Here is a 21,391-nt window from a genome sequence, read left to right as displayed (position 1 = left end):
GCGGCGGCTGAACGCCCAAGCGCGCCCAGGCTTGCCTAGGCGGCCGCGTCCGCGCGCGGCTCGGCGACCGACAGCCGCTGCAGCGCCGCCTGCACTTCTTCCGGCTCGAACGCGGCCAGCACGTCGGCCGTCGGCTTTTCGAGCGCCTTCAGGTGCGCGCGCAGGATCTCCTGCTTCACGACGAGCAACTGGCTCGGATGCATCGAGAACTCGGTGAGCCCCATCCCGAGCAACAGGCGCGTGAGCGCCGGATCGCCCGCCATCTCCCCGCACACCGACACCGACACGCCCGCGCGCTTCGCCTCGCGCAACGTGTACGCGATCAGATGCAGCACCGCCGGATGCAGCGGATCGTACAGATGCGCGACCGCGTTGTCGGCGCGATCGATCGCGAGCGTGTACTGGATCAGGTCGTTCGTGCCGATCGACAGGAAATCGAAGCGCTTCAGGAACAGCGGCAGCGCGATCGCCGCGGCCGGGATCTCGATCATCGCGCCGATGCGCACGTTCGGATCGTACGCGAGCCCCGCGTCGTCGAGCTGGCGCTTCGCCTCGCGGATCAGGTCGAGCGTCTGGTCGATTTCCTGCGCGTGCGCGAGCATCGGGATCAGGATCTTCACCTGGCCGAACGCGGACGCGCGCAGGATCGCGCGCAACTGCGTGAGGAACATCTGCGGCTCGGACAGGCTCCAGCGGATCGCGCGCAGCCCGAGCGCCGGGTTCGGCGCCGTTTCGTAGCCTTCGTCGAGCGCCTCGAGCGGTTTATCGGCGCCGACGTCGATCGTGCGGATCGTCACCGGCATGCCCTTCATCCACTCGACGGCCCGCTTGTACGCGGCGAACTGCTCCTCCTCTTCCGGCATCTCCTTCTGATGCATGAACAGGAACTCGGAGCGGAACAGGCCGACGCCGACCGCGCCGGCCTCGACGGCCGCCTTCGCGTCGTCGGGCAGCTCGATGTTCGCGTACAGGTCGATCTTCGTGCCGCACAACGTTTGCGTCGGCGAGAACTTCAGGCGCTGCAGCTTGCGTTGCTCCAGCAGCTTCTCGGACTGGCGGTACGAATATTCCTCGAGGACGATCGGCGCCGGATCGACGATCACGATGCCCGCGTCGCCGTCGACGATGATCAGGTCGTCCTGGCGGATCAGCGCACTCGCATGCTGGACGCCGACCGCGGCCGGAATGCCGAGGCTGCGCGCGACGATCGCGGTGTGCGACGTGCGCCCGCCGAGATCGGTGACGAACGCCTGGAACGACTGCGTCTTGAACTGCATCATGTCGGCCGGCGCGATGTCGTGCGCGACCACGATCATCTCGTTCGTGCCATTCCTGGCCGCGCCGTCGAGCGCCTGTGACGCCGACGGCGCACCGGCGAGCGCCTTCAGCACGCGCTCGACCACCTGCTCGATGTCGGCCTTGCGCTCTCGCAGGTATTCGTCCTCGATGTCGTCGAAATGGCGCGTGAGCAGCTCGAGCTGCTCGGTCAGCGCCCATTCGACGTTGTAGCGGCGCGTGCGGATCAAGTCGATGGTTTCCTGCACGAGCATCTCGTCGCTCAGGATCATCGTGTGAACGTCGATGAAAGCGCCGACTTCGCTCGGGGTGTCGTCGGTCAGGTCGGCGCGCAGCGCTCCGAGCTCGCGACGCACGACGTCGAGCGCCGTGCGGAATCGCTCGACTTCGGCGTCGATCTGGTTGGCCTCGATCAGGTAATGGGCGACGTCGAGCGCCGCAGGCGCGATCAGATACGCTCGCCCGATCGCGATACCTCGTGAGACGGGAATGCCATGCAGCGTGAAGGACACGCGCACCTCCTCTGTACAAGTAAAGCCGCGGCACACTGCTGCGATGCGCTTATGACCCCGGTTAGCGATTATAAATTCCGCGACTCCCTGCTGACTGCATGCACCGCAGCATTGCGCATTTCGCATCAATGCTTCCGACGAAAAAAATGCCGCGAAACCCGCGGCATTCTCAGTCGAAACGGCAACGATCGCGCGCGGCGATCACTGACCTTCGCCGAACTTGTCGGCGATCAGCTTCAGCAGCGCGTCCATCGCTTCCCGCTCGTCGGGCCCTTCGGTCTCGATCGTCACGGTGCTGCCGATACCGGCCGCCAGCATCATCACGCCCATGATGCTCTTCGCGTTGATCTTGCGCCCGTTGCGTGTCATCCAGACTTCCGACTGGAAGTTGCCGGCCAGTTGCGTGAGCTTGGCCGATGCGCGCGCATGGAGCCCCAATTTATTGACGATGGTGGTTTCTTGTTGAAGCATGATTCTCGGTCGGGTCGGTCGGGACCGCCGGCGGCGCGCGCCGGCGGGTCGGTCTAAAACGGAAAACGGATGCTCAGTGCGATTCGCTCGGGGTACGCGGCTGCGGTTCGGGCGGAATCGGCGCGCACTGGCCGCAGCCGGTTTCCGTCGGCGGCGGCGGCGTGCCGGACGACACCTCGTGCACGCCCTTCGCGCCGCCGGACAGCGCCTTGTCGACCAGCTTGTCGAGCGGCACGGTGCGATAGCAGACGGCCCGCACGAGCATCGGCAGGTTCACGCCGGCCAGCACGCGCACGTTGTCGAGCTTCGCGAGCTGGCCCGCGATGTTCGCGGGCGTCGCGCCGTACATGTCGGTCAGCACCACGACGCCGTTGTCTTCGCGCAGCCGCGCGAGTTCCGCGTGCGCAAACGCCATCACCTGGGCCGGATCGCTGTCGGCCATCACGTCGATGCAGCCGATGCGGGCGGGCACGCCGCCGTAGATGTGCGCGATGCAGTCGCGCAGCGCGGTGGCGAGCGGGGCGTGCGCGATGATCAGGATCCCGGCCATGTCAGATCGCTCCCGGCCGCCCCTGGCGGGCCGATACCCCGCGGCGGGGCAATGAGCGTAGCGAGTGTGGGGAACGTTTCATGTTCAGCCTTGCAACAGTGTCGGCCCGACCGCCGGGCCTTCGGTGCGCCGATCACGGCACCGGGCAAGCGGGCATTGTAGCAGGCCGGTCAAGCGGCTCCGGCGACGGGGGACCTGCGCGGCCGCCGCCGGGGTTGCACGGGCGGCGGCCTACGCGGCCGCACGCTCCAGCGCGTCGATGAACATCGCGGCGACGTCGAAGCCCGTCTGCTCCATGATCTCGCGGAAGCACGTCGGGCTCGTGACGTTCACCTCGGTCAGCCAGTCGCCGATCGCGTCGAGGCCGACCAGCAGCAGCCCGCGCGACGCGAGCACGGGCCCGAGCGTCGCGGCGATCTCGCGGTCGCGCTCCGTCAGCGGCTGCGCGACGCCGAGGCCGCCCGCGGCGAGATTGCCGCGCACCTCGCTGCCCTGCGGAATCCGCGCGAGCGAATACGGCACGGGCTCGCCGCCGATCAGCAGGATGCGCTTGTCGCCGGCCTTGATCTCGGGAATGAACTTCTGCGCCATCACCGAGCGCGTGCCGTCGTGGCTCAGCATCTCGACGATCGAGCCGAGGTTCATGCCGTCCGGCTTCACGCGGAACACGCCCATCCCGCCCATCCCGTCGAGCGGCTTCAGGATCACGTCGCCGTGCTCGGCGTGGAACGCGCGCAGCCGTTTCGCGTCGCGCGTGACGAGCGTCGGCGCGACGAACTGCGCAAACTCGCCGATCGCGAGCTTCTCCGAGTGATCGCGGATCGACTGCGCCTTGTTGAACACGCGTGCCCCCGCGCGCTCGGCCAGCTCGAGCAGCCACGTCGACGTCACGTATTCCATGTCGAACGGCGGATCCTTGCGCATCAGCACCGCGCCGAACGATTCGAGACGGCGCGCGTCGACCGGGCCCGCGTCGAACCAGGTGTCGCGATGCAGGTCGTCCAGTTCGCCGACGAACGCGATGCGCCGCACGTCGGCCTCGACCGCCGAGCCCGTCCACGCGAGGTGGCGCGGCTCGCACGCGTACACCGCATGCCCGCGCCGGGCGGCCTCCGCCATCATCGCGTAGGTCGAATCCTTGTAGATCTTGAAATGCTCGAGCGGGTCGGCGATAAAAAGAATGTCCATGCGGGTCCTGTACGTAGCGAAGGTCCGTTACACCTGGATGGCTTCGGGGTCGGTCTTTTCCAGTTCGATCGACGACGCGATCAGCGACAGCCGCGCGACGACGCCGTACATGTAGAAACGGTTCGGCGGCGCGGCGCCCGGCTTGGCGCCTGCATCCGGCAGCGCGGTGTGCTCGAAGCCGAGCGGCACGTAGTGCATGCCGGGCGCGTTCAGGTTCTGGTCGCGCTCGCGGCCGCCGTGCGTGCGGTAGAAGCCGCCGACCACGTAGCGGTCGATCATGTACACGACCGGCTCGGCCACTTCGTCGCCGACGCGCTCGAACGTGTAGACGCCTTCCTGCACGATCACGTCGCGCACCGCGAGGCCGGCCTTCGATTCGGCCATCTGCGCGCGCTCGGCCTTCGTCATGCGGCCGATCTCGGCCGCGTCGTGCACGGTCATCACGCCACGGCCCGCGGTGCCCGCGTCGGCCTTCACGACGACGTACGGCTTCTCGCTGATCCCGTATTCGCGATACTTGCGCGCGATCTTCTTCAGCACGCCGTCGATCGCGTCGGCGAGCGCCTGCTCGCCTTCATGCGCCTGCCAGTCGACGCCTTCCACGTGCGCGAAATACGGATTCACCATCCACGGATCGACGCCGACCATCTTCGCGAACTTCTTCGCGACGTCGTCGTAGCACGCGAAGTGCGTCGACTTGCGGCGCACGGCCCAGCCCGCGTGCAGCGGCGGCAGCAGGTATTGCTCGTGCAGGTTTTCCAGCACGGCCGGGATGCCGGCCGACAGGTCGTTGTTCAGCAGGATCGAGCACGGATCGAAATTCTTCAGGCCGAGGCGGCGCTGCGAACGCTCGAGCGGTTCGAGCACGATCTTCTGGCCGTCGGCCAGCGTGATCGGCGTCATGTCGGTGATGCCGGGGTCGAGCGAGCCGAAGCGCACGTTCAGGCCGGCCTGGCGCATGATCGTCGCGAGACGCGCGACGTTTTCCAGATAGAACGCGTTGCGGGTCGGCAACTCGGGAATCACGAGCAGATTCTTCGCGTCCGGGCAGATCTTCTCGATCGCGGCCATCGCGGCCTGCACGGCGAGCGGCAGCACTTCGGACGGCAGATTGTTGAATGCGCCGGGAAACAGGTTCGCATCGACGGGCGCCAGCTTGAAGCCGGCATTGCGCAGGTCCACCGAACAATAGAACGGCGGGGTGTGTTCCTGCCATTCGAGCCTGAACCAGCGTTCGATCGCAGGCGTCGCGTCGAGGATCTTCTGCTCGAGTTCGAGCAGCGGACCGTTCAACGCGGTAACGAGGTGGGGAACCATGAATCACTCGCGAGCGGGAGAATGAAGATTGTAGAGCAATTGCCTTGCCCATTTGGGGATTGTTCCCGGCTTCACAAGGATTATGGAGGCAGTTTTCGGCTATTGACCCGATAGAGTGAAGGGTTATCCGCTACGGCAGCCCGTGACAGGAGAAAAAAAGCCCGCCGGTGAGGCGGGCCGAAGTCGCTGCGCTCATTCGGAGCGGGCGCCGTCGTCGCGGCGGCCCGCCGTTGATTCGTGTGACTTATTCCACGTGCTCGCCGTGCAGGATCACGTCGAGACCTTCGCGCTCTTCCTCTTCGGTCACGCGCAGGCCGATGGTCAGGTCGATCAGCTTCAGCAGCACGAAGCTCAGCACGCCGCTGTAGACCAGCGTGATCAGCACGCCCTTCGCCTGCAGCAGCAGGCTGCCGTCGAAACCGCCGATGTCCTTGACCGCGAATACCCCGGTCAGCAGCGCGCCGAGAATCCCGCCGATGCCGTGCACGCCGAACGCGTCGAGCGAATCGTCGTAGCCGAGCTTCGACTTGAGCCAGGTGGCCGACCAGAAGCAGATCACGCCCGCCGCGATGCCGATCACGAGCGCGCCCGCCACGCCGACGAAGCCGGCTGCCGGCGTGATCGCCACGAGACCCGCGACCGCGCCCGACACGATGCCGAGCACCGACGGCTTGCCCTTCGCGATCCACTCGGCGAACATCCAGCCGAGCGCCGCGCAGGCGGTCGCGACTTGCGTCGTCAGCATCGCGAAGCCGGCACGGCCGTCGGCCGCGACCGCCGAACCCGCGTTGAAACCGAACCAGCCGACCCACAGCATCGAGCCGCCGATCATCGTCAGCACCAGGTTGTGCGGCGCCATCGATTCACGACCGTAGCCGACGCGCTTGCCGAGCACCAGGCACGACACGAGGCCCGCGATACCGGCGTTGATGTGCACCACCGTGCCGCCCGCGAAGTCGAGCACGCCGTCGGACGACAGCCAGCCGGTCGGCTCCCACACCATGTGCGCGATCGGCACATAGACGATCAGCGACCAGAGCGTCATGAACACGAGCATCGCCGAGAACTTCATCCGGTCGGCGAACGCGCCGCAGATCAGCGCCGGCGTGATGATCGCGAACGTCATCTGGTAGACGAAGTAGACCGATTCCGGAATCGTCGTCGCGAGGTGGCTGACGGTCAGCGTCGTCGCCTTGTCGCCCTTCACGTAGGCCATGCCGTGCAGGAACACGCGCGACAGGCCGCCGATGAAGCCGTTGCCCGGCGTGAACGCGAGGCTGTAGCCGACCACCGTCCACAGCACCGTGATCAGCGCGGTGATCGCGAAGCTCTGCATCACGGTCGCGAGCACGTTCTTCTTGCGGACCATGCCCGCGTAGAACAGCGCGAGGCCGGGGATCGTCATGAACAGCACGAGCGCGGTGGACGTCAGCATCCACGCGGTGTCGCCCGCGCTGATCTTCGACGAATCGACCGAGAACGGGGCCGTCGGTGCGGCCGGGGCGGCCGGCGCGGACGCGGCGGCGGCAGCCGATGCGTCGGCCGCGCCCGAAGCCGGTGCGGCGGCGGATGCGTCGGCGGCCGGTGCGGAAGCCGCCGGCGCGGCCGCGCCCGATGCGTCGGAAGCGGTGGCGGCGGGCGCGGAAGCAGCCGCGGTGGAACCAGCCGCGGCGGACGCCGCGTCGTCCGCGAGCGCGGAGCCGACGCCGGCCGCGATCAGCGAGCCTGCCATCAGCAGGGACATCAGAAGTTTGCGCATCTTGGGTTTCCTCTTGTCGCTTGTCTTGTCTGTTCTGTTACAGCGCGTCGGCGCCCGTCTCCCCGGTGCGAATCCGGATCACCTGTTCGATCGGCGTGACGAAGATCTTGCCGTCGCCGATCTTGCCCGTGCGCGCCGCCCGCTCGATCGCTTCCACCGCCTGGTCGACGAGATCGTCGGAGACGGCCGCCTCGATCTTCATCTTCGGCAGGAAATCGACCACGTATTCGGCGCCGCGGTACAGCTCGGTGTGCCCCTTCTGGCGCCCGAACCCTTTCACCTCCGTCACCGTGATGCCCGAGACGCCAAGCGCCGACAGCGCCTCGCGCGTCTCATCGAGCTTGAACGGCTTGATGATTGCGGTAATGAGTTTCATGAAGTCCTCTCGCTGGGTTGTCCCGTCGAATTGGTTGGAATGTTGTAACGGACTCTTCTCAGCAACTCGCATGCCATGTCGGCCCGAACACCGTCTCGAACGGCTTCGGAACGGGGTCACATCGCGTGGTGTAAGGCGCGGAAGCCCGGCCGAATGGCCAACATGGGCCGCTTTGCTGGCGCGGCGAAAGGATCGTTGCTAGAGTGCACGCACGTCCCGGAACGCCGGGCCATTCACCCATGCGGGCGCCATGCCCGGAATTCGCGCCCCGCGCGCACCATTTCCGGTCATGCGTGCATCATGGGCACGTACGCAACTGAAGATGCACATTTTTTGTGCAAGGAAGGGGAATCACCATGAAGCAACCCAGCGACGTTTTCAACGACCTGCAATCGCGCGTCAGCGATTTGCTGAAAAACTCGCCGGCCAAGGACGTCGAGCGCAACGTGAAGGCCATGCTGTCGCAAGGCTTCTCGAAGCTCGATCTCGTCACGCGCGAGGAATTCGACACCCAGGCACAGGTGCTCGCCCGCACCCGCGTGCGCCTCGAGGAACTCGAAAAGCGCGTCGCGGAACTCGAGCAGAAGCTCGCCGCCCCGCAGGCCTGACGCCACCCGGCCGCGAGGGCCGGGCGCGGGCCGCCACGTGCGGCCTGCGCCCGCCACCTTCCTCCACGCTTCGTCGTCCGTCGTTCTTCGCCGTACCCTCCGCTCTTCGCCGTTCATCGTTCTTCGCAGCATCCTCCGCTCTTCGCAGTCCATCGCTCTTCGCAGTTCGTCGTTCGCAACACCTCGTTCTTTCCCCGCGCCACGCCGGCAAGCGCGCACCGATTTCTCCGATTCCCGCGGCGTGCGGCCCCGAACGGCCGTCGTCCGCCCGTCATGCAGGAGCCTCGCCATGTCGCTCGCCGTGGTGCGCAGTCGCGCGCCCGCCTCCGGCCGCGCGCCGGACGTCACCGTCGAAGTCCATCTCGCCAACGGATTGCCGTCGTTCTCGATCGTCGGGCTGCCCGATCTCGAAGTCCGCGAAAGCCGCGAGCGCGTGCGCGCCGCGCTGCAGAACTGCGGATTCGAATTCCCGGTGCGCCGCATCACCGTCAATCTCGCGCCGGCCGATCTGCCGAAGGAATCGGGCCGTTTCGACCTGCCGATCGCGCTCGGCATCCTTGCCGCGAACGGCCAGATCCCGGCCGACGCGCTGGCCGGCCGCGAATTCGCGGGCGAGCTGTCGCTGACGGGCGCGCTGCGGCCGATGCGCGGCGCGTTCGCGATGGCCTGCGGCGCCGCGCGGGACTGGCGCGCGGCACAATCCGGCGCTGGCAGCGCCGGCGGCCCGGGCCTCGATTTCCCCGGCCCGCGCGATTGCACCGCAACATCGCGGCCGCCCGAGCTGTATCTGCCGCTCGACAGCGCCGCCGAGGCCGCGCTCGTGCCGGGCGTGACCGTATTCGGTGCACGCGACCTGCCCGCACTATGCGCGCACCTCGCCGATGCGCCGGACGGGCGGCTCGCGCCGGTCGCGGCGCCCTGCCTCGACGGCCTCGCGGCGCCGGCCGCCCCCGACCTCGCGGACGTCGTCGGGCAGCGGGGCGCCCGGCGCGCGCTCGAAGTCGCGGCCGCGGGCGGCCATCACATGCTGATGGTCGGGCCGCCCGGGGCCGGCAAGTCGATGCTGGCCGCGCGCCTCGCGGGGCTGCTGCCGCCGCTCACCGACGACGAGGCGCTGACCTCGGCCGCGCTGCTGTCCGCGAGCCGGCTTGGCTTCTCGCCCGCGCAGTGGCGCCGCCGGCCATTCCGCGCGCCGCACCACTCGTCGAGCGCCGCCGCGCTGGTGGGCGGCCGCAATCCGCCGCAGCCGGGCGAAATCACGCTCGCGCACCTCGGCGTGCTGTTTCTCGACGAGCTGCCGGAATTCGACCGGCACGTGCTGGAAATGCTGCGCGAGCCGCTGGAAGCCGGCCGCATCACGATCTCGCGCGCGGCCCAGCAGGCCGACTTCCCCGCCGCGTGCCAGTTGATCGCCGCGATGAACCCGTGCCCGTGCGGCTGGCACGGCGATCCGTCCGGGCGCTGCCGCTGCTCGCCGGACGTCGCCGCCCGCTATCTGCGCAAGCTGTCGGGGCCGCTGCTCGATCGCATCGACATCCAGATCGACCTGCCCGCGCTGTCGCCGGCCGAGCTCGCGACGCGCGCGACGGCGCCCGGCGAGCCGAGCGCGGCGGTGGCCGCCCGCGTCGCGCAGGCGCGTGCGCTGCAGCTCGAGCGGCAGGGCAAGACGAATCACATGCTGAGCGGCCGCGAAACCGACGACCTGTGCCGGCCGACCGACGAAGGCGAGCGGTTGCTGCGCGAGGCCGGCGAGCGCTTCGGCTGGTCGGCGCGCGCGTATTTCCGCGTGCTGAAAGTCGCGCGGACGATCGCCGACCTGGCCGGCGACCCGCTGCCGACGGCCGCGCAGATCGCCGAGGCGATCCGCTACCGGCGCGCGTTGACGGCGCTGTGAGCGCGCGAGGAGGACAAAATCAGGCTGTCAAGACTTGACTTATGCACAATTTCGCGAATCCGGCCCCGGATCGCGGCTCGCCGCGGCCTTTACCGAAGGGAATTCGTATCCCGTTGTTTTAATTGATTTTTCTCAAACGGCGAGCGGGCGACCAAACGAGTCGGAAGGCCGTCCGGCGCGGCTTTGCGGGAGATACGCGCGACTTTTCAACAAAGTTATCCACATGCGCTGTGGATAGTCGAAAAACCCTCGCAAAATCCGGCGATTAGCGTCGAAAGCTGCGAATGAACTTTCAGTTGTCGCAGCGTGTCTGAGCGCCCTCGCCGGCCGTCGTCAATCGAGTTTGAACGAGCCGAAAAACTGGTCGAGCTGCTCCTGCGCGAGCGGCCCGTCGGCGATCACGACGGCCTGATACGCGTGCCGGCCGCGCGCGGCGAGCCGCGCGACGATCGTCTTGCGGGCGCGATCGCCTCCGGCGGCGGCTGCGCCGGCGATGCGTAGCTCGACCCCGTTCACCGCGCCGCCGGCCGCGAGCGGCACCGGCACCGCCGCCGTCCGCGGCGCGCCGTCGAGGTTGCGCGACAGCCCGGCGCGCAGAAATTCGAGCGCCGCGCGGCGCGTGTCGTCGCGATCGTCGGGCAGCGTCAACGTGCCGACCGCGAATACCGCGCCGTCGACGTGCGCGGCCTGCATCCGCATCGGCATCGACGTGCCGCCGAGCACCACCGGCTGCTCCTCGACGGTCGGCTTCGCCGGCAGGTCGATCGTGTAGCCCGCATCGTTGTGCAGCGTGCGCCAGTCGTACGAAGGCGAGCACGCGGCCAGGGCGGCGCTCAGGCAGGCCAGCGCGGCGAAGTGTCGCAGTGGACGAAAACGGGGGCGCAACGAATCGATGACTTCCTTCGGCATGGCGTGGATCGCGGCAGGCAAAACGGCCATTATCCGCCGAACCCGAAAACCGGGACGCGGGGCCGCCGCCGGTGCGCGCGCCGCATTCGCGCTAAAATGAGCGCCGAATTTCGACGTCCTTTTCGTCGACGTCGTTTGCATCGATCCGCGTCATCGACTCCGAGAGCACCAGATGAACACCACGCCTTCCACCCGCCGCAGTGCCGGCCCCGTGCGCTACCTCGTCGCGGCCGCCGTCGTCGCGGCGATCGCCGTCGCCGGCTTCTTCGCGTTCAACGGCAAGTCCAGCGTGCCGGACGCGACCTTCACGCTGCTGTCGGGCCAGAAGGTCTCGACCGCCGGCGACCTGAAGGGCAAGGTCTATCTCGTGAACTTCTGGGCGACAAGCTGCGCGACCTGCATGCAGGAAATGCCGCAGATGGTCGATACCTACAATCGCTTCAAGGGTCAGGGGCTGGAATTCGTCGCGGTCGCGATGAACTACGATCCGCCGATGTACGTCGCGAACTACGCGCAGACGCGCCAGTTGCCGTTCAAGGTCGCGCTCGACGACGGCAGCGTCGCGAAGCAGTTCGGCAACGTGCAGCTCACGCCGACGACCTTCGTCGTCGACAAGGACGGCAAGATCCTGAAGCGCTACGTCGGCGCGCCGCAATTCGCGGAACTCGACGCGCTGCTCAAGAAGGCGCTCGACGGCAACGCGGCCTGAGCGCCGCACACCGCACGGCAGGACTTGCAGGGCCGCACACCGCGCCCTGCTCCGCAAAACGGACCGCACCGCGGTCCGTTTGCATTTCAGCGCTCGGTTTCGCCTTTCGCCGACAGCCCGTAGCGCTTCATCTTCTCGTACAGCGTCGCCTTGCCGACATGCAGCCGGTCGGCCGTCGCCGCGACCGCGCCGCCCGTCTGGTTCAGCGCCTCGGCGATCACCGCGCGCTCGAACTGCTCGATGCGCTCCTTCAGCGTCTGGTCGTTGTCGGCCGCGTCGCCCGCGCCCGTTTCCTGCGGCATGTCGGCCACGCCGAGCACGAACCGGTCGGCTGCGTTGCGCAGCTCGCGCACGTTGCCCGGCCAGTCGCGCTGCATCAGGCTCGCGCGCTGCCGGTCGGTCAGCACCGGCGCGGGCCGCCCGTAGCGCACGGCCGCATCGAGCATGAAGTGCTCGAACAGCGGCACGATGTCCTCGCGGCGCTCGGCGAGCGGCGGCAGCGCGATCGTCACGACGTTGAGCCGGTACAGCAGGTCGCGCCGGAACGTGCCGGCCGCGACGAGCTCGCTCATGTCGCCCTTCGCGGCCGCGACCACGCGGCAGTTCACGCGGATCGGCTGGTTCGAGCCGAGCCGCTCCAGCACGCCGTCCTGCAGCACGCGCAAGAGCTTCACCTGCAGCGCGAGCGGCATGCTTTCGATTTCGTCGAGGAACAACGTGCCGCCGGACGCGTATTCGAGCTTGCCGACGCGCCGCTTCGCGGCGCCGGTGAACGCGCCGGGCTCGTAGCCGAACATCTCCGACTCGAACATCGGCTCGGGCAGCGCGCCGCAATTGACCGCGATGAACGGCTTGTCGCGGCGCGGCGACAGCTCGTGCAGGCTGCGCGCGATCAGCTCCTTGCCGGCGCCCGTGTCGCCGTTGATCAGCACCGACGCGTCGGTCGGCGCGATGTTCGCGATCAGCTTGCGCACCTGCTCGATCGCCGGGCTGCGGCCGATGATGCGCGGCGCGACGACGTTCTGCCCGGCCAGCTCGCGCCGCAGCGCGTGGTTCTCGAGCACGAGCTCGCGGCGCTCGAGCGCGCGGCGTACCGTCTCGATCAGGCGCTCGGCCGCGAACGGCTTCTCGATGAAGTCGTACGCGCCGTCGCGCATCGCCTGCACGGCCATCGAGATGTCGCCGTGCCCGGTGACGAGGATCACCGGCACGTCGGGCACGCGCTCGCGGCACTGCGCGAGCACGTCGAGCCCGCTGGCACCCGGCAGCCGGATGTCGCTCACGATCGCGCCGGCGGTATCCGCGACGATCGCCTTCTCGGCCGCCTCGGCCGACTCGAAGCCGGCGACGTCGAAGCCCGCCAGTTGAAGGCTCTGCACGCTCGCCCGGCGCACGAGCGCATCGTCTTCGATATAGATCACTTGCAGCCGGTTGGCCATCTTGGTCACTCGCTCCTGACAGGCCGCGCGGCGCCCGCGCGGCTCTCGTTGATGCCGGTCGTCGCCGACCGGGCCTGCATCCTGCCGACCGTCCAGGCTAATGCGAGCCCGCCGGCTCGGACACGGAGTCCGGATGATGCGTGCGGGCGCGCCGCAGCGTCAAGACGAACAGCGCGCCGCCCGACGGGGCGTTGCGGGCGGTCAGCGCACCGCCCGCGTCGCTGGCGATCGACGACGAGATCGCGAGGCCGAGCCCGAGCCCGCGCCCCATTTCCTTGGTCGTGAAGAACGGCTCGAACAGGCGCGGCAGCAAATCGGGCGCGATGCCGGAGCCGTTGTCGCGCACCTCGACCGCGAGCGTCGCGGCCGACACCGCGATCGTCACCTCGATGGCCGGCGCCGCGACGCCGGCCACCGCGTCGAGCGCGTTGCCGAGCAGATTGATCAGCACCTGTTCGAGGCGCAGATCCTCGCAGCGCGCGACGAGTTCGGGATAGTCGCGTGCCAGATCAAGCGGCGCGTCGTGCGCGGGCGACACGGTGGCATCCTGCAGCGTCAGCGTGAGCGCGACGCCGCGCAGGCGCTCGTCGAGCAGCGACAGCACGCTGCGCAGCGCACGCACGACGAGCGCCTGCTCGTTGCGCGGCTTCGCGCGGCCGACGAACAGCTTCAACTGGTTCGTGATCTTGCCCATCCGCTCGGTGAGCGCGGCGATCGCCTCGAGATTCTCGCGCGCGGCGGCCTGCTCGCCGCGATCGAGCAGCACGCGCGTGTTGTCCGAGAAGCTGCGCAGCGCCGCGAGCGGCTGGTTCAGTTCATGCGTTATGCCGGCCGCCATCTGGCCGAGCGCGGCGAGCTTGCTCGCCTGGATCAGTTCGTCGTGCGCGGCGCGCAGCTCCTGCTCCGCGCGGATCCGGTCGCCGACTTCCTTCTGCAACTGCTCGTTCGCCTCAGACAAATCGGCCGTACGCTCCTCGACGCGCCGGTTCAGCTCCGCGTACGCCTGCTGCAGCAGCGCGCGGCCACGGATCATCTCGCGCACGCGGGCACGGCGCATCCGCCAGTAGAACGCGAGCAGCGCGACCGACACGAAGCCGAAGCCGGTGACGATCGTCGCGTTGCGCGCGTCGGCATCGATCGGCGCGATCGGCGCGAGCGTGACGAGCAGCCAGTCGGGCTCGCCGATCCGGCGCTTGCTGGCGAGAAAGCGCGGCGCGCGCCGGCCGGCGCCGAGGCGCACGATTTCCGCATCGGCGCCGAGCGTCTGCTCGACGCGCAGCGGCAGCGGCGTGACCGGTTGCTGCGCGTACTGGCGCGTTTCGTAGATCGACGCGGCGACGGGCCCCGTGAGCGGGCGCAGCGTGTGGTACTTCCACGCGGGCACGGACGACAGGAACACGACGCCGTGATCGTCAGCGACGACGAGCGGCTCCGACGCATCGGCGCCCTGGAACCATTCGAGATTGAGCTTCACGACGACGACGCCCGCGATCCTGCCGTCGCGCCACACGGGCTGCGAGATGTAGTAGCCGGGGTCGCGCGAGATCGTGCCGATCCCGAAGAAGCGGCCGACCCGGCCGTTCATCGCATCGAGGAAATACGGGCGGAAACGGTATTCGATCCCGACGAAGCTGTCGGGCGCGCGCCAGTTGCTGGCGGCGACGCACAGGCCGTCCGCGCCGATCACGTAGGTGACGGTCGCGTGCGCGTGCTCGTTGAGGTCTTCGAGATAGCGGTTGACGCGCGCGGTGTAGTCGGTGCGCTTCGGCTCGGCGAGCAGATCCTGCACGTACGGATGGCTGCCGAGCAGATAAGGCAGCGATTCGTAGCGGTCGAGCGTGCTCTTGAGCGCGTTGGTGGTGCGATCGACGCGCACCGCGGCATTGCGCTGCAGCTCGGCGACGCCGCGCTGCCAGGTGATCGTCCACGTGAGCGCGCACGCCGCGGCGAGCGCGGCGGCGAGCACGACGAGGATGAGCAGGCGGCGCGTCACGGTCGAGGCTTCCTGACGATGCGGATCGCCTATTGTGTCATAGGGCTCCGCATCGATGCCCGGGCCGCCGCGCGGCGCGCCGCCCGCGGGCGACACCGCCGCCTGCTCGCTCATGCCGTCAGACGCCGGCCGTCGTCTCGGTCGGCGCGACTTCGCCGCCGCCCTTCAGCGCCTGGCGCAGCTTGTTGCGGTCGAGCTCCTTCTCCCACGCCGACACGACGACCGTCGCCACGCCGTTGCCGACGATGTTGGTCAGCGCGCGGCATTCGCTCATGAAGCGGTCGATGCCGAGGATCAGCACCATGCCCGACAGCGGGATCGTCGGCACGACGGCCAGCGTCGCGGCGAGCGTGATGAAGCCCGCGCCCGTCACGCCGCTCGCGCCCTTCGACGTGAGCATCGCGACGGCCAGCAGCGTGAGCTGCTGCATCCACGTCAGCTCGATGTTGGTCGCCTGCGCGATGAACAGCACGGCCATCGTCATGTAGATGTTGGTGCCGTCGAGGTTGAACGAATAGCCGGTCGGCACGACGAGGCCGACGACCGAACGCGAGCAGCCGGCCTTCTCGAGCTTTTCCATCAGCTGCGGCAGCGCGGCTTCCGACGAGCTCGTGCCGAGCACGATCAGCAGCTCTTCCTTGATGTACGACACGAAGCGGATGATCGAGAAGCCGGTGAAGCGCGCGATCGCGCCGAGCACGACGAGCACGAACACGAGCGACGTCAGGTAGAACGTGCCGATCAGCTTGAGCAGCGGCACCAGCGAGCCGACGCCGTACTTGCCGATCGTGAACGCCATCGCGCCGAACGCGCCGATCGGCGCCAGCTTCGTGACGATGTGCACGATGCCGAACAGCACGCGCGTCAGGCCGTCGATGAAGTCGGTCACGACCTTGCCGCGCTCGCCGAGGTGCGCGAGCACGCTGCCGAACAGCAGCGCGATCAGCAGGATCTGCAGGATTTCACCCTGCGCGAACGCATCGACCATCGTGTTCGGGATGATGTGCATCAGGAAGTCGACCGTCGACTGCCCGTGCGCCTTCGCCGCGTACGACGCGACGGCCTTGCCGTCGAGCGTCGCCGGATCGATGTTGAAGCCGACGCCCGGACGCAGCAGGTGCGTGGCCGCGAGGCCGAGCAGCAGCGCGAAGGTCGACACGATCTCGAAGTACAGCAGCGCCTTGCCGCCGACGCGGCCGACCTTCTTCATGTCCTCCATGCCGGCGATGCCGGTGACGACCGTACAGAAGATGATCGGGCCGATCACCATCTTGATCAGCTTGATGAAGCCGTCGCCGAGCGGTTTCATGTCGGTGGCGATCGACGGGTAGTAGTGGCCGAGGATCACGCCGACGATGATGGCGAAGATCACCTGCACATAGAGCACTTTGTAGAAGGGTTTCTTCTTCACGATGGTTCCTGCTGAAGTAGATGAGCCGGTGGAAACGGCGTCACGCGCGCAGGGATGAATGAGAACGGGGGGCAATCCCCCCCGAAGGCATTCGCCCGCGCGGCTGCCGTGCCGCAACAAGCGATGCCTCAGGACATCCGGAGGGGGAGGAAGGCATTGGTCATCGGTTGTCTCCTTGGTTTAATAGTCAGGCCGGGGGCCGGCCATGCGCTTTATATTGCAAGGTCGATGCCAGGTTTCAGGAACCCCTCAAACCGTTGTTTTCATTGTATTTCTCATAATGCGGCAGGCAAGGAAATCCGGTATTCCGGATTTCCGGAAAATATCCGTCCGGTGATCCGGACGGATCCATCGTTTCATCGGACGAATCAGTGCTGCACGGCCCGGCTCGCGAGCACGCCCGTCTGCGCGTAGAACTCCTGCCGCGCGAACGCGTCGCGCTCGCGGCGTGCGCGCTCGCCGCGATCCAGGAGCGAGCCGACGACGATCCCGACGAACGCGAGCGGCACCGACACGAGCGCCGGATTGTCGAGGAACACCGCCGCATGCGCGTGGTGCAGCACGTCGACCCACACCGACTTCGACAGCACCGTGAGCGCGACCGCCGACGCGAGGCCGAGGCCGCCGCCGAGCACCGCGCCGCGCGTGGTCATCCCGCGCCAGAAGATCGACATCGCGAGCACCGGGAAATTGGCGCTCGCGGCCACGGCCGCGACGAGCCCGACCATGAACGCGACGTTCACGTGCTCGAACAGGATCGACAGCGCGATCGCGACAGCCGACAGCCCGATCGTCGCCGCGCGCGAAATGCGCATCTCCAGCCGCTCGTCGGGCTTGCCGCGCGCCCACATCTGCGCATAGAGATCGTGCGAGATCGTGGTCGCACCGGCGAGCGTCAGCCCGGCGACCACCGCGAGGATCGTCGCGAACGTGACGGCCGCGATGAACCCGTAGAACCAGTTGCCACCCACCGCCTGCGCGAGCTTCACCGCGACCATGTTCGACCCGCCGAGCAGGTCGTGCGTCAGGTTGAACGTGCCGTTCGCGCCGAGCTTGAAGAACTCCGGATGCTGCGCGAGCAGCACGATCGCCGAGAAGCCGATCACGAAGGTCAGCAGGTAGAAGTAGCCGATGAAGCCGGTCGCGTACAGCACCGACTTGCGCGCCTCCTTCGCGTTCGGCACCGTGAAGAAGCGCATCAGGATGTGCGGGAAGCCGGCCGTGCCGAACATCAGCGCGATGCCGAGCGACAGCGCGTTGGCCGGGTCGCGGATCAGCTTGCCGGGCCCCATGATCGACAGCGCGCCCGGATGCACGGCCACCGCGCGGCGGAACATCGCGTCGATGCTGAAGCCGAATTCGCCGAGCGCGAGCCACGCGAGCAGCGTCGCGCCGGCGAGCAGCAGCACGGCCTTGATCACCTGCACCCAGGTGGTCGCGGTCATTCCGCCGAAGAATACGTAGACGACCATCAGCACCCCGACGATCAGCTCGGCCGTGCCGTACGACAGCCCGAACAGCAACTGGATCAGCTTGCCCGCGCCGACCATCTGCACGACGAGGTACAGCACGACGATCGTCAGCGCGTTCGCGGACGTCAGCAGCCGGATCGGCCGCTGCGCGAAGCGATACGCGACGACGTCGACGAACGTGAACCTGCCGAGGTTGCGCAGCGGCTCGGCGATCAGGAACATCACGAACGGCCAGCCGACCAGGAAGCCGATCGAGTAGATCAGCCCGTCGAAGCCGAACATGAACACCATCCCCGACAGCCCGAGGAACGACGCGGCCGACATGTAGTCGCCCGCGATCGCGAGCCCGTTCTGCAGCCCGGTGATGCCGCCGCCGGCCGTGTAGAAATCGCGCGTCGAGCGCGTGCGGCGCGCGGCCCAGCGCGTGAGCGCGAGCGTCGCGAACACGAACGCGAAGAACATCGCGATCGCGACCGGGTTCAGCTCGACCTTGTCGGGCATCGGGCCGGCGACGCCGGTCGCATGGGCGGTGGAGGCAACGAGAACGGCCAGCGCGACGGGCGCGCTCGAAATGAATCGCATGTCGGCCTCCGTCACGGACGTTGCAGGATCGCGTCGACGCGGCGGTCGAACGCACGGTTCGCGCGCAGCACGTAGCACGCGGTCAGGCCGATCGCGATCAGGATGATCGCGACGCCCGCGGCGATCCCGACCGTCGTCGTCGCGCCGCGGTACAGCGGCGCGGCGAGCACGTGCGGCGCGAGCGCGACGAGCAGGATGAAGCCGTAGTACGTAGCAATCATCAGCGCGGTGAGCGTGAAGCTGAAGCGGCGCCGTGCGCGCACGAGCTGCTGGTAGTCGCGGCGCGCCGTGACCGATTCGATGACGGAAAGCTCCATGTTGTCTCCGGTGTCGACCAGAGTTAGCGCTTTAGCGCTTTAGCGCTTACTCTGGTCCCATGCTTCGCGGTCGACCTGGGTTGGCGCTTTAGCACTTACTCAGGTCCCCGCACGGCAAGGCCGCTCGTCATTGCGAGCGGTGTTTTGTGGAAGGGTCGGCGCGCCTCCACTGCCCCGCCCGCGCCGCGGCGGAACAAGCGATCTACACGACGCGATCCGCCCGCAGCCGCGCGACGTCCTCCGCCGACATCCCGAGCCAGCCGCCGAGCACCGCCTCCGTATCCGCGCCGAGCACCGGCGGCGCGCCGCGCACCGGCAGCCGCGCGCCGTCGAAGCGGTACGGCGGCGCGAGCACGTCGACGCCGCCCGCGACCGGATGCGGCTGCCGCGTGACGAGCCCGGCGCGGGTCGCGCGTTCGGACGTCAGCGCTTCGTGTAATCCGAGCACTTCGCCGCACGGAATGCCCGCCTCGGCGAGCGCCGCCAGCAGCGTCGCGCGCGACCGGCGCGCGAGTTCGCCACGAATCTCGGGCAGCAGGTCGGCGCGATTCTCCGAGCGGCCGAGGTTGGTCCTGTAGCGTTCGTCCGCCGCGAGATCGGGCCGCTCGATCGCGTCGCAAAAGCGTGCGAACTGCGTGTTGTTGCCGACCGTGATCACGAGCGGACCGTCGGCCGCGTCGAACACGCCGTACGGCACGATCGACGGATGCGCGTTGCCGTAGCGCGGCGGGTCCGCGCCCATCAGCAGCGCGTCGAGCCCGTAGTACGCGGTGATCATCAGCCCGCAGTCGAACAGCGCCATCTCGATGCGCCGCCCGCGCCCGGTCGCATGGCGTTCGTACAACGCGGCGAGGATCGCCTGCGCCGAATACATGCCGGTGAACAGGTCGACCGCCGCGACGCCGAACTTCAGCGGCGGCTGGCCGGCCTCGCCGTTCAGCGCCATCAGCCCGGCCTCGCCCTGCACGACGAGGTCGTAGCCGGGCCGCGCGGCCTCCGGGCCGGAGCGGTCGTAGCCGGAGATCGCGCAATGCACGAGCCGCGGATTCAGTTCGGCCAGCGCGTCGTAGCCGAGCCCGAGCTTCTCCGCGCCGCCGCACTTGAAGTTGTGGATCACCACGTCGGCCTGCGCGGCCAGCTCGCGCGCGATGCGCCGGCCGGCTTCCGTCTGCAGGTCGACGCAGATCGACCGCTTGCTGCGGTTCACGCTGTTGAAATAGGTGGTTTCGGTGTCGCCGATCCGCAGCCCCCAGTCGCGCGTATCGTCGCCGCGCGCCGGATGCTCGACCTTGATCACCTCCGCGCCGAAATCGGCGAGCACCATCGCGCACCACGGACCCGCGAGCACGCGCGAGAAATCGAGCACCTTCACGCCGGCCAGCGGCAGCGCGCGCGTGTCGTTCGTCATCCTTGTCTCCTCCATTCGCGTTTCGCCGCTTATTGTTTCGACAGCGCGATGTAGCGCGCGAGGTGGTGATCCTCGTCGCCGAGCTGGTGATCGATCATCACGAGACGCTTCGCGTAATGCGACAGCGGCAGCTCCCACGTCATCCCGATCCCGCCGTGCAGCTGAATGCTTTCCTCGGCGACGAGCGTGCCGATCCGGCCAACGCTGTACTTCGCCGCGGCGAGCGCGCGCTCGCGCACCACGCGCGGCGCATCGAGCTGCGCGGCCGCGTTGATCACGGCCGAGCGCGCCTGCTCGACTTCGAGCAGCAGATCGGCCATCCGGTGCTGCAGCGCCTGGAAGCTGCCGATCGGCATCCCGAACTGCTTGCGCGTGCGCAGGTAGTCGAGCGTGTGCGCCTTCGCGACGTCCATCGCGCCGAGCGCTTCCGCCGACAGCGCGAGCAGCCCGTAGCCGAGCACGCGCTCGAGCAACTCGGCGCCCGCTTCGCCGTCGAGCGCATCCAGCGCGCCGAGCGCGGCGTCGGCAGGCAACGCGACGCGCTCGAAGCGCACTTCGGCCGCGCGGCCGCCGTCGATCTTCCTGTAATCGCGCAGCGACACGCCCGGCGCATCGGCCGGCACGACGAACAGGCCGATGCCGGCCGCATCGTCGTCGCGCCCCGACACGCGCGCGCTGACGACGAAGAACGCCGCCTGCGCGGCCTGGTCGACGACGCCCTTCGCGCCCGTCAGCACCCAGCCGTCGCCCGCACGTTCGGCGCGTGTGCGCACGGTCGTCAGCTCGTAATGCGAGCCCGGTTCGTCGTGCGCGAACGCGGCGCTCGCGCTGCCGTCGATCAGCGCGGCGAGCCGCTCGCGATGCGCGTCGCCGCCGGCGAGCGCGAGCGCACGGCCCGCGAGTAGCGCGCCGAGGAACGGCTCGACGACGAGCCCGCGCCCGAGGCATTCGAACACCACGGCGATGTCGAAGCCCGCGCCGCCGAAGCCGCCGTCGGCTTCGGCGAACAGCGCGCCGACCGTACCGAGTTCGGCGAAGCGCCGCCACATCGCGCGGTCGAAGCCTTCAGCCGACTGCGCGATGCGGTCGCGCACCGGGAACGCGTACTGTTCGGCGATGAAGCGGTTCAACGTGTCCGCCAGCATCCGGCGGTCTTCTGTGTGCTGGAAATCCATCGTCG

Annotated in this window: 18 protein-coding genes; 3 read left to right on the top strand and 15 right to left on the bottom strand. The window is 68.4% G+C overall.

All coding sequences use genetic code 11. From position 1 onward, the window contains the following. Positions 1 to 35 precede the first annotated feature (35 nt). The 7 genes from ptsP to C5F75_RS03230 all read right to left on the bottom strand — a co-directional run bounded on the left by ptsP (position 36) and on the right by C5F75_RS03230 (position 7,469). Entirely contained in the window at positions 36 to 1,808 is a 1,773-nt protein-coding gene (ptsP, locus tag C5F75_RS03260) for a phosphoenolpyruvate--protein phosphotransferase (protein ID WP_059576166.1), read from the bottom strand. A gap of 201 nt (positions 1,809 to 2,009) precedes the next feature. Continuing rightward, positions 2,010 to 2,279, bottom strand: a complete 270-nt coding sequence (locus tag C5F75_RS03255) for an HPr family phosphocarrier protein (RefSeq protein ID WP_006477716.1) — start codon at positions 2,277 to 2,279, stop codon at positions 2,010 to 2,012. Between the two features lie 73 nt (positions 2,280 to 2,352). Further along, the gene (locus C5F75_RS03250; protein WP_059576100.1) at positions 2,353 to 2,829 is read right to left on the bottom strand and encodes a PTS sugar transporter subunit IIA; all 477 of its coding nucleotides are present in this window, start codon (positions 2,827 to 2,829) and stop codon (positions 2,353 to 2,355) included. A gap of 231 nt (positions 2,830 to 3,060) precedes the next feature. After that, a complete protein-coding gene (gene gshB / locus C5F75_RS03245; protein WP_059576097.1) occupies positions 3,061 to 4,017 on the bottom strand; it encodes a glutathione synthase in 957 nt (318 codons plus the stop codon). 27 nt (positions 4,018 to 4,044) lie between these two features. Beyond that, complete coding sequence (gene gshA, locus C5F75_RS03240) at positions 4,045 to 5,334, bottom strand: glutamate--cysteine ligase (protein WP_059576095.1); 1,290 nt, start codon at positions 5,332 to 5,334, stop codon at positions 4,045 to 4,047. 244 nt (positions 5,335 to 5,578) lie between these two features. Further along, positions 5,579 to 7,093, bottom strand: a complete 1,515-nt coding sequence (locus C5F75_RS03235; RefSeq protein WP_059576090.1) for an ammonium transporter — start codon at positions 7,091 to 7,093, stop codon at positions 5,579 to 5,581. A 37-nt stretch (positions 7,094 to 7,130) separates the two neighbouring features. Continuing rightward, entirely contained in the window at positions 7,131 to 7,469 is a 339-nt protein-coding gene (locus tag C5F75_RS03230) for a P-II family nitrogen regulator (protein ID WP_006398175.1), read from the bottom strand. Between the two features lie 356 nt (positions 7,470 to 7,825). Here C5F75_RS03230 and C5F75_RS03225 point away from each other — a divergent pair, with 356 nt between their 5' ends. Next, on the top strand, positions 7,826 to 8,077 hold the full coding sequence (locus C5F75_RS03225) for an accessory factor UbiK family protein (RefSeq protein WP_006489451.1): 252 nt from the start codon (positions 7,826 to 7,828) through the stop codon (positions 8,075 to 8,077). 289 nt (positions 8,078 to 8,366) lie between these two features. Beyond that, the gene (locus tag C5F75_RS03220; RefSeq protein ID WP_089465178.1) at positions 8,367 to 9,971 is read left to right on the top strand and encodes a YifB family Mg chelatase-like AAA ATPase; all 1,605 of its coding nucleotides are present in this window, start codon (positions 8,367 to 8,369) and stop codon (positions 9,969 to 9,971) included. Positions 9,972 to 10,304: 333 nt separating this feature from the next. Here C5F75_RS03220 and C5F75_RS03210 read toward each other — a convergent pair whose 3' ends face one another. Further along, the gene (locus C5F75_RS03210; RefSeq protein WP_059576056.1) at positions 10,305 to 10,880 is read right to left on the bottom strand and encodes a hypothetical protein; all 576 of its coding nucleotides are present in this window, start codon (positions 10,878 to 10,880) and stop codon (positions 10,305 to 10,307) included. Positions 10,881 to 11,052: 172 nt separating this feature from the next. On the opposite strand from C5F75_RS03210, the gene C5F75_RS03205 reads away from it, so the two are divergent. Beyond that, entirely contained in the window at positions 11,053 to 11,589 is a 537-nt protein-coding gene (locus C5F75_RS03205) for a peroxiredoxin family protein (protein WP_059576053.1), read from the top strand. An 86-nt stretch (positions 11,590 to 11,675) separates the two neighbouring features. Here the strand turns inward: C5F75_RS03205 and C5F75_RS03200 are convergent, their stop codons facing one another. From C5F75_RS03200 to C5F75_RS03170, 7 genes are all read right to left on the bottom strand, one after another. Next, positions 11,676 to 13,028: a sigma-54-dependent transcriptional regulator gene (locus C5F75_RS03200; protein WP_059576050.1), complete on the bottom strand. Its 1,353-nt coding sequence runs from the start codon at positions 13,026 to 13,028 to the stop codon at positions 11,676 to 11,678. 97 nt (positions 13,029 to 13,125) lie between these two features. Then, positions 13,126 to 15,135, bottom strand: a complete 2,010-nt coding sequence (locus C5F75_RS03195; RefSeq protein WP_059576048.1) for a sensor histidine kinase — start codon at positions 15,133 to 15,135, stop codon at positions 13,126 to 13,128. A gap of 4 nt (positions 15,136 to 15,139) precedes the next feature. After that, on the bottom strand, positions 15,140 to 16,432 hold the full coding sequence (locus C5F75_RS03190) for a dicarboxylate/amino acid:cation symporter (protein WP_059576044.1): 1,293 nt from the start codon (positions 16,430 to 16,432) through the stop codon (positions 15,140 to 15,142). Between the two features lie 368 nt (positions 16,433 to 16,800). After that, positions 16,801 to 18,486, bottom strand: coding sequence for a cation acetate symporter (locus C5F75_RS03185; RefSeq protein ID WP_104011885.1), 1,686 nt, complete (start codon positions 18,484 to 18,486; stop codon positions 16,801 to 16,803). Positions 18,487 to 18,497: 11 nt separating this feature from the next. Next, on the bottom strand, positions 18,498 to 18,803 hold the full coding sequence (locus C5F75_RS03180) for a DUF485 domain-containing protein (RefSeq protein WP_059576041.1): 306 nt from the start codon (positions 18,801 to 18,803) through the stop codon (positions 18,498 to 18,500). Positions 18,804 to 19,005: 202 nt separating this feature from the next. Next, positions 19,006 to 20,211 (bottom strand): CaiB/BaiF CoA transferase family protein, encoded by a 1,206-nt coding sequence (locus C5F75_RS03175; protein ID WP_060966608.1) that lies wholly within the window; start codon positions 20,209 to 20,211, stop codon positions 19,006 to 19,008. Positions 20,212 to 20,240: 29 nt separating this feature from the next. Next, complete coding sequence (locus C5F75_RS03170) at positions 20,241 to 21,386, bottom strand: acyl-CoA dehydrogenase family protein (protein ID WP_089465298.1); 1,146 nt, start codon at positions 21,384 to 21,386, stop codon at positions 20,241 to 20,243. Positions 21,387 to 21,391 lie beyond the last annotated feature (5 nt).

Origin of the sequence: Burkholderia anthinoferrum, from assembly GCF_002925705.1 — a bacterium.
GTDB classification, from domain to species: Bacteria; Pseudomonadota; Gammaproteobacteria; order Burkholderiales; family Burkholderiaceae; genus Burkholderia; species Burkholderia semiarida.
Note: the sequence above shows the minus strand (reverse complement) of the source record. Positions and strands in the feature narration are given on the sequence as shown.